We start from the raw sequence: 12,693 nt of genomic DNA, 5'->3' as shown, positions 1-12,693 counted from the left end.
CTCACGACGCGACCCCCTGCGCTACCAGATCGACGCCCACGGCGTCAGCGACGCGAGCCGCAGAGAGCCCGTACTTGGCGAGGAGGAAATCATCGGGCCCGGACTCTGACCACTGGTCGGCGAGACCGATTCTCACGGTGGGGGCGATATCGCTGCGGGCAGCGACGATCTCGCTGACGAGGCCGCCCAATCCACCGATCATGCTGTGCTCCTCCACCGTGTAGATACGCTCTGCGCCCTGCAGGGCAAGGCACAGTGCGTCTTCATCCAGCGGTTTGAGCGAGGGCACATGAACGACGCCGACGTCGATGCCTTTCGCCTCGAGGATGTCGGCAGCCGCCACAGTCCGCGACGTTTGAACACCCGTCGAGACGAGCACGATGCGCCCACCAGGACGAACGACAACCGGTTGCCCGAGCGTGAACACATAGTCGGCATCGAATACTGCGGGAACACCATCGCGGGCCAACCGGACGTAAACGGGTCCTTCGTGATCCGCTGCCCAGCGGATCACGGCGGCGGCTTCGTATTCGTCGGCGGGAGCAAGAACCGTCATGTTCGGCATCGAGCGCATGATCGCAAGGTCAGCGATGTCCTGGTGAGTCTTACCGCTGCGACCGTTCAGCAACCCCGCGTAGCCCGCTGCCAGTCGCACGCTCGCGCCCGTTTGCGACACCAGCATGCGCACTTGATCGAGGGCACGTTGTGTGAGGAACACACCGAATGTAGACACCCACGGGCGGTAGCCGCCGGCAGCGAGGCCCGCAGCGACACCGACCATGTTCTGTTCGGCGATTCCCACTTCGACGAAACGGTCAGGGTGCGCCGCGGCGAAGATATCAGCGCGGGTGGAGTTCGCCAGGTCCGCATCCAGCAGGATGATGCGCGGATCGGTCGTGGCAAGCTCGGTGAGCGTAGACCCCCACACCTCACGTTGTGCTCTCATGTCACTCCTCGATTCCGAGCTCGGTGCGGGCGGTGGCCAATTGGGCGTCGTTCGCGATCCCGTTGTGCCAGCGATAGGTGCCTGCCGTGAACGAAATGCCGTTTCCCTTGCGCGTGTGCGCCAAGATCACGGTCGGTCGGTCCGTGGACCGTGCGTTTTCATCGGCGCGCGCGTAGGCATCCAGAATCTGAGTTTGATCGTGGCCGTCGACGTCGATGACGTTCCATCGGTAGCCCCGGAAGATGTCCGCGAGCGAGAGCCCACCCCACGGCTCCGAGCGGTCGAACCGGTCCCGGCCTTCCACCGGCTTCCAGCCGTACTGCTGCAGACCGTTGACGTCGACGATCGCCGTGAGGTTGCTAAGCGCGTGGCGTGAGGCGAAGTACACCGCTTCCCACACCATCCCCTCCTGAATCTCGCCGTCGCCCATCAGGACCCACGTGCGGAAGTCGCGATTCGACATGCGGGCGGACAGCGCCAGCCCCGAGCCGACGGACAGCCCCTGGCCGAGCGATCCGGTCGAGGCATCCACGCCGGGCGTGAGGCGCATATCGGGGTGCCCTTGCAACCGCGAATCCCCGTGGTCGAACGTCGCGACCTCGTCCACGGGGAAATAGCCGCGCAACGCGAGCACGCTATAGAGCCCGATCGCACAGTGGCCTTTGGAGAGGATGAACCGGTCCCGATCAGGGTCGTCCGGCGTCGCCGGGTCGACGCGCAAGTGTGAGAAGTACAGCGAGACGAGTAGATCTGTCATCGACAGTGGTCCGCCGATGTGGCCTGCGCCGGAGGCCGCGACCGTGCTGATGATGCGCCAGCGCACCTCGCGAGCGATCGCTTCGAGCTCAGGAACGGTCGCGGAGCCCTGCATGGGCGGGTCGACAGGCGCGATCATGCCGCAAACCTCGTGGGCAGGAGGAGGTCGGTTCCATGGAACGTCCGGGCTTCGCCGTACACGGCCCACTCGGCAGCGAGCGCACCCACGGCTGCCGACACGTTCAGTCCGACACCGCCGAGACCGCCCAACGTCACGACACGGTCATCACTCGGACCGATGATGAAGCGTCCGTCCGGGCTGAGCGGGTACACGCCGCTCCAGCCAGAGTCGATGCTCGCGTCGGTCCAGTCGGGGAAACGGTCAAAGAGGGCCTCGGCAAGCTCCTCCATCGCCGTCTCGGAGATATGGCGACTGGAAGTGCCGGGCGCCACTGCGCCGGCCTCCGACTCGTAGGAGTGAAGGCCCGCCAAGAACATCCCCGAACCTTCGGGACGGATGTACACGGCGTTCTCGCCGGATCCCGGGAAATAGGTTTGCACCGTGGGAACGGCTCGGCCGCGCAATGACGGCACACTCATGAGCGCAATCTCGTGGAGTTGATTCTCAATCGGGACGGGGGCGCCGAGACGTTCGCCAACCTCTGAGAGCCAGGAACCCGTGGCGTTGATCACGATGTCGGCCTCGAGGGAACCGGTTGTCGTCTCTATGCGGATGCCGCCAGCCGTGCGCGTCGAACCGAGTACCTCGACGCCGCTCCGGAACTCCACGCCGCACCGACGCGCAACCGCGAGATACGCGGCGCACAGTTCAGGCCCGTCCATGTGGCCGTCCTCCGGCCCGTACATCGCTCCGACGACGTCGTCGACGCGCATGCCCGGAACCAGACGTGCGACTGCCTCTGCATCGAGCAGCTCGGTGTCGGGATAGGTGCCGTTATCGATCGTGTCGCGAACGAGCATCCACTGCTGCTCGGTCCGCGCGAGTCGCATGTACCCTGACCGCGTGACGCGGAACGATGTCTCGCGCTCCAGCTCCGCCAGGCGCGGACCGCTCCCGACACGGAATTGAAGGTCGAGCGGATCGAATGTCTGTCGGTTATAGATTCCAGCAGACAAGGCAGATGAGCCGGCAGCGAGTCCGGTCTTCTCCAACACCGTCACCGACCGGGCACCTATCCGCGCCGCGCTGTATGCCGCGCTCAATCCGGCCACGCCAGCGCCGATGACGACGATGGCAGGTCCGGACGGCTGCGTGTCTTGGCTCATTCCTGACTCCCACCACACCGAAGAGCGATCGCATCGCGCGGATCGCTAACCTCAGGCTAACGTTCGTTAGGCGTCCACGTCAACGCAGACGGTGCTCTCATCTCACGCCCGTGTTGCGCAGGCGGACACTGGGGTGGCATCATCCACACATACGTTAGGGAAATACCTCACACCTCATAGGAGAGGCGCACAATGTCTGATCCCGACAACGCCTGGTTTGACACGGAAGTTCGCGCGCGCGTCGAGGCAATCGAAACTCCCGGCTATGACCTCGGCCAGCGCTTTAGCGCGGTGAGCTGGGTCGTCGCCATCGGAGTGGTCGTCGCGTGCCTCATCTCCATCTTCGTGGTGTGACCCAGCACCGAATCTGAAAAAAGGGACTGATATGAGCTCCGTCAAAGAAAAGGTCACTCGCGAAGCGCTGTACGGAACCCTCCCCGTCATGCGGGGAGAAAAGACATTCGGCTTCTGGGACTTCTTTCTCGTCGTCGCCGGATACGGGATCGCCACCTGGTGTTTCACGCAAGGCGCGTACACAGCAAGTCTCACGGGCTTTGCCGAGATGACGGTTAGCGTACTGGCCGGCAACCTCCTGTTCATCGTCATCATCGCTCTCGCGATTCCACCGGTCGTCAGATACGGCGTTGACCTTTGGGTGAGCCTGAGGGCGCTTTACGGGTACCGCGGCATCCGCGTCATCGCTGTGCTCCTCGTGATCGTCAACTTCCCTTGGTACGCCGTCGCCGCGGGGATCTTCTCCTCCTCGCTCATTCGCCTGATCGAAGGATTCGGCGTCACAGTTCCGGAGATCTTCCACCCTGTCCTGGCCGTGCTGTGTGTTCTCGGTGGGACGCTGATCGCCTTGGGCGGCCCCATCGCGATCAAGTGGTCCAACCGAATCACCGTGCCGCTGTTGATCATCGTCGCAATCGTCATCATCTGCATCGCCCTTGGCGCTGTCCCCTTCGACGCGATCGCTGCGTACAAGCCGGAAGGCGGCGACAGCCCCGCCAACTTCGCATTCTCGATCGAGGCGAGCATCGCCTTCGCGATGAGCTGGGTTGCCGCCCTCGGGGTCATGCCTCGCCTCGCTCGTCGTGAAAGCCACACGGTGGCAGGCACGGTTTTGGCCTACGGCCTCGTCGTTCCTCTGTTCGTCCTGACCGGCGGCATCATGGCGATCGCCATGTTCTTGCAGTTCGGCGTGATGAGCGACGACATGACCGAGATGCTCATCGCGATGGGGTCGCCTGTTGTGGCGCTGCTGGCGTTGATCGGGGTTGGGGTTGCCAATATCACCACCCAGAGCATCGGCTCCTACTCGTACTCCATCGCGCTCAAGTCCGCATTCCCGAAGGCCGACTACCGAGTGCTGGTCTGGATACTGGCGGCATACACAGCGATCCTTGCGGTCTGGGGTGGTGCGACAGAGTACTTCGGCGCGTTCTTGTCGATCGCCGGTCTCGTCTACGCTCCGTTCATCGGCCTGATGCTCACCGATTTCTATGTTGTTCGCCGCGGCCGTTTCTCGCTGCGCTCGATCTATCGGATTGATGGGAACACGGCGTACCAGTACACCGGCGGTTTCAACCTTCTTGCGTTCTTCTCGATGATCGCCGGCGCTGTCATCTCGCTCCTCGTGATGAACCCCGTCACGGGCGAAATCGGAAGCGACGTCTTCTACATTCTGGGCTCCTCGGCCTTCGCGTGCCTCTCGACGGCCGTCATCTATGGCGTGCTCGGGCAGATCCCCATGTTCAAGCACTACCTCCTCAAGGATCGCGACGCGCTCACGCCGTAGCGGGACGACGAAGCGGGGGCGGAGACTGAGAAGTCGTCACCCCCGCTTTCGTGTATGGCATCACGCGTGCGAGAAGGCCTCATTGAAGAGCAGTTCGTCGCTGTCCGCGCCGGCTCGGATGTCGACCATGACGGCAGGAGTCAGCTGGTGCGCGCTCACCCGGGCCCGCGCGAAGAACTCGTGAGCGCGCGCGGCGTGGTCATATCCGGTCGCGGCGAGGACCGGGCGGGCCGCCACGGCCCACGTCGCCTCTCGCATGTCCGCGAGAAATCGTTGTGCGAGGATCCGCGCGCGATCGCACGCGCGCACACCGCCGAAGTATGCCCGAAGGACGCGATCGATCTCACCATCGTCCAGCGCCGCCTCAGAAACGAACGCCGCCAGATCGAAGTAGGGGTTCCCGAGCCCCGCGTACTCCCAGTCCAGGAGCCACAGTCGCCCGTCAGCGCGGAAGAAGTTGGTCGTCGTTGGATCGTTATGGCACACCACATGGGGAATCGGCAGACCGGCGAAGGCCTCCTCGACACGTGCGACATCGGCTACCAGTGCATCGATGTCCTCTGGCACGCGAAGACCTTCGTCTCGCGCGAGCGCGAGGTAGGAAGTGATGTCCGCCACGGCCCCGAAGCGATGGTCTGTCCCCCGAAGTCGCGCATGAGCTGTGCGGATGAGTGTGACGCACTCCTCGATGCCCCCTCCCTCTCGGATCGCGGTCGGTGTCACGAGTCCGCCCGACAAGAAGTCGGTCATCGAATCGCCGATGGGGAACACGACACCACGAAGCGCGGGAGCGAGGCCCCAGTGCGCTGCTTCCCGGTGGATCAGAACCCCTGCCCACCGGTCGATGCCGAAGCGGGTGCTGTTGGCCAGCGATGCGGCGATGCGCAGAACATAACGCGGCACATCGCCGTCGAAGACGAGATAGTTCTCGTTGCTTCCCCCTCCCGACAGCGGCAGCACGGTCATCGCCTTGGCATCGAGCTCGATGGGCGCCATAGCCGCCAAAGCCGTCTGGATCCGTTCGGCATCATCCGGACCGATCGACGCATCGATCACGACGGACGGGGCACTGACCGGTGACGCCTTCATCGCGTCATTCCCCGGAGAAGAGACGGTTGAGTTCCTGCGACAAGATGATGTCGGTCGCCTGATCGGAGATGTCACGAAGACCACCGTGCGAGCTGAGGAGGCTCACCGCGATACCCCCGTCACGAACGACCGAGAAGTCGGAGCGCGGCTCGAACACAGGCTCGGGATCGGACTCCCACGCACGGACCGTCATCGGCAGGTCGCCCTGGACTGACATTCGCACGTCTGCCCATCTGCGCGTTCCGAGCGGAGCCCACATTGCGCCGGCATCCGGGTTCGCGTGCGGAATATTGACGTTGAGAATCTCGCGCGGGCGAGCGAGAGCGGCGAACCGCTCGATGAGTCGAACGACACCGTCCAGGTGGTCGAACTGCTCGGGTGGGTCAGCGAGGAACCGGACTCCCGCGCCGGGGCCTTGCTGCGAAATAGCGACACCGGGAAGGCCGAGCAGAGAAGCCTCAACAGCCGCCGAGACGGTGCCCGAGTAGCGCACATCGTCACCCAGGTTCACTCCATGGTTGACGCCCGAGGCCACGACATCCGGGCGCTCGACGACACCCGCAAGCAGTGCGACGCGCGTACAATCTGCGGGAGTACCCGAGTACGAAAGCACACGGATACCGTCGCGCTTCTCCCGTTCGATCAGCTCGAGGTTCCCGCGGATCATGATGCGATGCCCTGCGGCGCTGCGGTTGCTGTCGGGCGCGACGACCGTCACGCGGTGACCTGCCCGCGAGAGAGCGCTGGCGAGGGATCCAATTCCCTCTGCGTCGAATCCGTCGTCGTTCGTCACCAACACGTGGCTCATGTCGTACCCTTCATAAGATCTTCGCCCTGCGACTTGTGCGCGAGCGTGAAGTATGTGCCGTCAGCCGGACCGACGCACGGCCGCGTGGACGGACCGATCCAAAGCGGCGATGACCCGGTCGATGTCATCTATCGTGTGGGCAGCGCTGAGGAGCATGAGACCTCGCGGCGCGATGAAGATGCCATCGTCCATCGTCCCTTCGCAAACCTCGGCGATCATGGCTCGATCCGAAGTCGTGGCGGTCGCGAAGTCATGCACACCTTCCACTCCCCAGAACATCTGCAGTACGGAACCGACCTGATTCACGCTCAACGGCGCACCTGTACTCGCGGCGATCGTGCGCAGTCCCGCGGCCATACGGACACCGATCGCCTCGAGGTGCGGATAGATCGCGTCTTGCTCGGCCTCGAGAACATTCAGCGTCGCAAGTGCCGCCGCCGTGGCGACGGGGTTGCCGTTGTAGGTTCCCGCGGGGGTCACACCCCCCTCAGTGATCGATGTCATCGCTGCGGCCGTGCCGGCGACGGCGGCCAGCGAAAAGCCCGATGCGATCGCCTTGGCGTATACGGCAATGTCTGGAGAGACTCCGACGAGGGGCGGTGCTCCACGGAGCGCGAGGCGGAATCCCGAAAGCACCTCGTCGAAGACCAGGAGGGCACCGTGTGTCGAGCACAGCTCCCGCACCCGGGCGAGGTAGCCGGCTCTCGGAAGGAAGGTGCCGAAGTTCATGGGTACAGGCTCGGCAATGACAGCGGCGATCCGGTCGCCGTGTTCGGCGAAGACCTGGGCTATCTCGTCCTCGTCGTCGTAGCGGCAGACGATGACTTCGGCATCCGCAGTCATATGGGCCACAGCGTGCTGCCGAGGGGGAAGCCCTGCGCCCATGTACGGCTCGGTGAACTGGTTGTTGAGGAAGAGCGGGTCTATCCACCCGTGATAGTGGCCTTCGAACTTCACGATGAGAGGCCGAGAGGTGGTGGCCCGAGCGATGCGAACGGCCAGGTGCGTGGCTTCGCTTCCGGAGTTGATCAGGGCCACAGTGTCGAAGTGCGGAACGATCGCCAGAACTCTCTCGGCGACCTCAACCTCGGTGGGGTGGTTGCCGTACAGGATTCCGCGGTCCAGCTGTGCGCGCACGGCATCGATGACCTCGGGACGATCGTGTCCGAGCAGCAGCGGGCCCGATCCCATGATCGTGTCGAGATAATCGCTGCCGTCATCAGCGTGGAGCGTCACACCCGATCCGCCGACGAACATCGGCGCCCGAGCTCGCAGGCGAGCGCCGGAGGTCACGCCTCGCGGAAGGACACGCGCCGCCCGTTCGGTCCAGGCTTCCGAACTCGTGCTCGGGGCGGTGTGTGCAGTTCCCATAAAGTTCCTCAGAGTCCTCGTTCGCGGGCCGCTCCGGCGGGCTGGCGCACCGGATGGCCCACGTTCGTGGGCCCTCCGCGTGGCGGTATCGTGGCGGGTCAGTGTCCGTCGACGTAGATCGCGACGTGCTTGAGTACGGTGTGCTGCTCCATCGAGTAGATCGACAGGTCGTTACCGAACCCGGATTCCTTCACCCCGCCGAAGGGCATCTCACCAATCGTGGCGCCGTGGGAATTGACCCACACGGTACCCACCGAGAGTCGCTTGGTGACGCGCATCGCGCGGTCCATGTTGCCCGTCCACACCGACGCTGCCAGACCCTGCGAAACACCATTGGCGAGGCGAACGGCTTCATCCTCGTCGCGGAACGTGCCGACCGTCACGAGAGGCCCGAAAATCTCCTCCTGCACCAGCTCCTCTGAATGCTCGACGCCGCGCAGAACCGTCGGTGGAAGGTAGAAGCCATTACTCGTCGGCGCCGGAGAGGACGATACGATCTCGGCGCCCTGACGGACGGCACGATCAAGCATGCCCGACACACGCGCGTGCTGTGCACCCGAGACCAAGGGGCCCATGCGCACTGCTTCGTCGAAGGGGTCTCCCACGCGCGTCGTGTTCGCCACGCCAGACAGGACAGCGGCAACCTCATCGGCGATGTGCTCAGCGGCGTACACGCGGCTGGCCGCGTGGCAGTCCTGGCCCGAGTTGCGGAACGCGGCCATGAAATAGAGGTCCCGCAGACGGTCAAGATCCGCGTCGTCAAAGACGAGCATCGCAGCGTTTCCGCCCAATTCCAGGTGCAATCGCTTGACCGATGAGGCCGCAGCCTGCATGACCGCCTTGCCGGTCGCCGTGCCGCCAGTGAGCGAGACCATGTTGACGGCAGGGTGCGCCGTGAGGGCCTTGCCGACCTCGGCACCACCGGTCACGATGTTCAGCACACCGGGGGGGAAGACGCCGGCGGCCAGTTCTGCGAGCTTGAGCGTGGACATGTTCGTGTCCGGCGAGGGCTTGAGCACAACGGTGTTGCCAGCCGCGAGGGCGGGCGCGATCTTCCACGAGGCCAGAGAGAACGGGTAGTTCCACGGTGCGAGTGCGGCGACGACGCCCACCGGGTCACGGCGAACAAAGCTGGTGTAAGGCTGACGGTATTCGTTGGCGGCGAGCCCCGTGAGAACACGCGAGGCGCCCGCGAAGAACCGATACTTGTCGACCGAGCTCTCGACCTCGTACGGCACGAGGGGGTACGGCTTGCCGACATCCAATGACTCGATCGCTGCGATGTCCGGGGCGTGCTGCTCGATCACGTCGGCAAGGCGCAGGAGGTAGCGAGCTCGGTCCCGCGGCGATAGGGCGCCCCAGGACTCCTGCGCATCGACCGCGGCGCGCACGGCACGGTCCACCCCCTCGGTCCCGACGTCGTACACGTTGCCAAGGATCTCTCCGGTGGCCGGATTGACCACCGGGAGCGACTGCTCACCGATCGCCGTCAACTCGCCGCCGACAAGCGGCAGGAGCGCCATCTCCGAGAAAGCGGGAGCGCTGATGGGGTTGGGCACGTCACCCTCCAAGTTGCTGACTAACGATCGTTAGTTCCTTACGATCGTTAGGAGCATATCAGGTCAGGTGCTTGGCGCCACCGCTCGCAGAATGTCATCCATGAAAAGGCTTCGCACGAAACGCGACACACTATCGGTCGGCTCGTCGTTCGCGCGGACGCGGCCCGCGTCATCGCAGAGCAGGAGGCACAAGCGAGTCAGCCTTCTGACATCGGCCCCTTGGGGGACCTGCTCGGCAATGAGTTCGGCGAGGTAGTCGTGATAGAGACGCTGCAGACGACGTAGCTCCTTCTGCTGCTCGTCTGCCAGAACGCCATGCACGCCCAGACCAGAGAAAGCGGCGTCCCACGCCAGCGCCTTAGAGCCGTAGTCGAGTTGCCAGAGAACGTGCTGTTCGATGATCGTCCCCAGTTGCTCATCTGAGGACATCTCAGGCGTGAGCGGCGAGATGAGGTGCGCGAGAAACTCCTCGAAGATCTCGCGTAGACCTTCGAAGAGGATCTGACTTTTCCCTTGAGGGAAATGCGCGTAGATGCTGGCGGCCTGTATTCCGACCTCACTGGCGATGGCTCGCATCGAGGTGCCGCCGTAGCCAAGACGCGTGAAGAGCTGGATTGCGGCCACCATGATCTGATGGCGCGTCGTGTCTTTCTCTGCGCGACGGTCGCCGCGCGCGAACAGGAGCAACCGCACGAGAGGCGTCTCGACAGATCGTCCGGTGTCGTGTCGGGGCGCCATGTCGAGAATCATATGGGCTCTAGGCGACCGACCGCGTGGCGGCACAGAACTCCGCGACGTCGGCCGACATCCGCGGCCACCGCAAGCCGCTTCAGCGCACGCGCCGAAACGCGGCAGCGGCTCCGACGAGCTCATGTAACCGCGTCGGACGGAAGCGGTGCCCGCGCGGAGCGTGGATCTCACGCCCGGACACCGCAGTCGAGGTCGGTCAGCCGAGATAGGCCTCCCGCAGCAGCGACGAGTCCTCGAGCAGTGCGGCCGGCGTTCCGTTGTAGGTCACTCGCCCGCCGGTCACGACCACCGCGTGGCTTGCCACGCCCAGTGCCAGGTGGGCGAACTGCTCGATGAGGAGCACGCCTACTCCCGTCTGCGCGATCTGCTGAATCGTGGGCAGGAGCCTCAAGAACACGACGGGGGCGAGACCGAGAGACATCTCGTCGAGCAGCAGGTACTTCGGCTTCGCGGCGAACGCGCGCGCGAGCACGACCATCTGCTGCTCGCCGGAGAGCAGCACCGTCGCGTTGTCGAGCCGCTTCTCGAGCTCCGGGAAGAGCGCGAGCGACTCGTCGAGATCGACTTTCGTGCGGGCGGTGAGCTTCAGGTTCTCCCGCACGGTCAACGAGGGGAAGATCATGCGCCCCTGTTCGACGTGATTGATGCCCAACCGCGCGCGACCACGTCGCGACAGCTTGCGCACGTCGTGCACATCGTCCATCGTGATGCGCCCGTTGACCGTCGTCACGACACCGGAGATGGCCTCCAGCAGGCTCGTCTTGCCCGCGCCATTCGGCCCGACGATGGTCGTGATCTCGCCCGGGACGATTTCGAGCGATACGTCCGAGATGACCGGTCCCACGCCGCGTCGAACCGTGACTTCCTCGAGAACGAGGCTCATGACAGCATCTCCGTTTCCCCCATGTACGCCGTGAGCACGGCAGGGTCGGACAGAACCGCCGCCTGCTCACCCGCGGCGAGCACCTCACCGAAATTCAGAACGACGAGGTTGGTGCACACGCTCCGCACCAGATCCAGGTCGTGCTCGACGATGAGCAGAGTCACGCCGAAGCGGTCGGGGACGGCACGCAGCCGGTCCGCGAACGCGAGGTGCTCTTCGTGCGACAGTCCCGCGGCGGGTTCGTCGAGCAGGAGGACTTTCGGCTTGGCCGCGATGTTCGCCGCGACTTCGATGAGCCGTCTCGTGCCGACATCCACGATCTGCAACGGCGTCGCCGGGTCGGGGCAGCCGAAGAACTCGAGGGCCTCATCGATCTCATCGTCCGCGGATCGGCGTGCGATGAATCGCGCGTAGGCACCGACCGACATCGTGGTCGGCACGCGGTCTTGTTGGAACGTGCGGCGCAGCCCGGCGCGAGAGATCTGGTGCGGCGCACGGCTCCCGAGCCCGATCCCCTCGAGTGTCACGCTTCCCTCGTGCTGCGGCAGAAACCCGCTGAGCGCATCGATGAACGTGGACTTCCCGGCCCCGTTCGGGCCGATCAGTCTCAGGATCTCGCCGCGGCGGATCTGCACATCGACATCGGAGAGCGCGCGCACGGCGCCGAAGCTGACCGTGAGGCCTCGCACGTCGAGCAGGACATCCTCGTGCGGCCGCGGCACCGGTGCATCCAAGGGTGTCAGCGAAGCGAGCGACGACCCCGAGCGCAATCCGGCACGACGACGTCGACGTCGCATGATCGCGTTGCGGATGTCGTTTCCGATGTTCGAGTTCGTCGCGAGCGCATAGATCCCGAGCAGCGCGAACGCGATGTTCGACCACTCCAACGGGATCTTGAACTGCTTGAGGATCTCGGGAACGAGCACGAAGAGGATGCCGCCGACCAGCGCCATGTCCAGGAGGTGTGCGCCCACCGCGATCGCGAGCACGTACATCCCGAGCGAGTTCAAGGTCTGGAACGTGATGTAGTTCGCCGTCGTCACCTGTCCGACGATGAGTCCGCCGGCGATGCCGCCGATGAACGCGCTCACCGCCTCAATCGCCGGTTCCATTCGATTCTGTTCGCACCGTGTCCCAACGACCAGATCCTCGAACTCGTCCACCGCGGCGGGACGCGACTGTCGGGATTGCGCGGCTCGACGTTCGCCTTCGTGCCCGATCGCGCCTTGCAGTCGGTCCAGGAGCATTGCGACATGCTCGAGATGCTGCGCAGTGATGTCGACCCGGTGACGATCGAACTCGCCGCCCGAAATCACCGGTGGCGAACGAAGGATGCACTGCTGCGCGAGCGCAGCACAGGGCCCGCGCCTCTGGAACCGGTGTGACGCGGCATCGGGCAGCGGCATCCGTCGCCCCGGTCCCGCGTGACGCAGAACGGCCCCG

Annotated in this window: 13 protein-coding genes; 3 read left to right on the top strand and 10 right to left on the bottom strand. The window is 64.6% G+C overall.

Annotated elements, in window-relative coordinates; translation table 11 throughout:
• Position 1: 1 nt before the first annotated feature.
• Genes ACWICD_RS06495 through ACWICD_RS06485 form a run of 3 tightly spaced genes read right to left on the bottom strand, consistent with a single transcriptional unit; the run spans position 2 to position 2,989 of the window.
• Entirely contained in the window at positions 2-946 is a 945-nt protein-coding gene (locus ACWICD_RS06495; RefSeq protein ID WP_454139695.1) for a transketolase family protein, read from the bottom strand.
• Position 947: 1 nt separating this feature from the next.
• Entirely contained in the window at positions 948-1,817 is an 870-nt protein-coding gene (locus ACWICD_RS06490; protein WP_454139753.1) for a transketolase, read from the bottom strand.
• 20 nt (positions 1,818-1,837) lie between these two features.
• Entirely contained in the window at positions 1,838-2,989 is a 1,152-nt protein-coding gene (locus tag ACWICD_RS06485; RefSeq protein WP_454139694.1) for an NAD(P)/FAD-dependent oxidoreductase, read from the bottom strand.
• A gap of 192 nt (positions 2,990-3,181) precedes the next feature.
• Here ACWICD_RS06485 and ACWICD_RS06480 point away from each other — a divergent pair, with 192 nt between their 5' ends.
• On the top strand, positions 3,182-3,343 hold the full coding sequence (locus ACWICD_RS06480; protein WP_454139693.1) for a hypothetical protein: 162 nt from the start codon (positions 3,182-3,184) through the stop codon (positions 3,341-3,343).
• Between the two features lie 31 nt (positions 3,344-3,374).
• Positions 3,375-4,790, top strand: a complete 1,416-nt coding sequence (locus tag ACWICD_RS06475) for a purine-cytosine permease family protein (RefSeq protein ID WP_454139691.1) — start codon at positions 3,375-3,377, stop codon at positions 4,788-4,790.
• Positions 4,791-4,850: 60 nt separating this feature from the next.
• Here ACWICD_RS06475 and ACWICD_RS06470 read toward each other — a convergent pair whose 3' ends face one another.
• The 7 genes from ACWICD_RS06470 to ACWICD_RS06440 form a co-directional block, all read right to left on the bottom strand.
• Complete coding sequence (locus ACWICD_RS06470) at positions 4,851-5,879, bottom strand: phosphotransferase (RefSeq protein ID WP_454139689.1); 1,029 nt, start codon at positions 5,877-5,879, stop codon at positions 4,851-4,853.
• Positions 5,880-5,883: 4 nt separating this feature from the next.
• The gene (surE, locus tag ACWICD_RS06465) at positions 5,884-6,687 is read right to left on the bottom strand and encodes a 5'/3'-nucleotidase SurE (RefSeq protein ID WP_454139688.1); all 804 of its coding nucleotides are present in this window, start codon (positions 6,685-6,687) and stop codon (positions 5,884-5,886) included.
• 60 nt (positions 6,688-6,747) lie between these two features.
• Positions 6,748-7,923, bottom strand: a complete 1,176-nt coding sequence (locus ACWICD_RS06460) for an aspartate aminotransferase family protein (RefSeq protein ID WP_454139687.1) — start codon at positions 7,921-7,923, stop codon at positions 6,748-6,750.
• A gap of 233 nt (positions 7,924-8,156) precedes the next feature.
• A complete protein-coding gene (locus tag ACWICD_RS06455) occupies positions 8,157-9,581 on the bottom strand; it encodes an aldehyde dehydrogenase family protein (RefSeq protein ID WP_454139686.1) in 1,425 nt (474 codons plus the stop codon).
• 99 nt (positions 9,582-9,680) lie between these two features.
• Positions 9,681-10,367 carry a TetR/AcrR family transcriptional regulator gene (locus ACWICD_RS06450; RefSeq protein ID WP_454139685.1) on the bottom strand — a complete coding sequence of 229 codons (687 nt, stop codon included), beginning with the start codon at positions 10,365-10,367 and terminating at the stop codon, positions 9,681-9,683.
• A 196-nt stretch (positions 10,368-10,563) separates the two neighbouring features.
• Positions 10,564-11,250: an ABC transporter ATP-binding protein gene (locus ACWICD_RS06445; protein WP_454139684.1), complete on the bottom strand. Its 687-nt coding sequence runs from the start codon at positions 11,248-11,250 to the stop codon at positions 10,564-10,566.
• Complete coding sequence (locus ACWICD_RS06440) at positions 11,247-12,362, bottom strand: ATP-binding cassette domain-containing protein (RefSeq protein WP_454139683.1); 1,116 nt, start codon at positions 12,360-12,362, stop codon at positions 11,247-11,249. Before ACWICD_RS06440 ends, ACWICD_RS06445 begins: the two co-directional genes overlap by 4 nt.
• On the opposite strand from ACWICD_RS06440, the gene ACWICD_RS06435 reads away from it, so the two are divergent.
• A complete protein-coding gene (locus tag ACWICD_RS06435; protein ID WP_376130307.1) occupies positions 12,264-12,635 on the top strand; it encodes an FCD domain-containing protein in 372 nt (123 codons plus the stop codon). The two genes, ACWICD_RS06440 and ACWICD_RS06435, sit on opposite strands and share 99 nt — an antisense overlap.
• Positions 12,636-12,693 lie beyond the last annotated feature (58 nt).

It is taken from the genome of Microbacterium sp. NPDC055357 (assembly GCF_053644835.1).
Note: the sequence above shows the minus strand (reverse complement) of the source record. Positions and strands in the feature narration are given on the sequence as shown.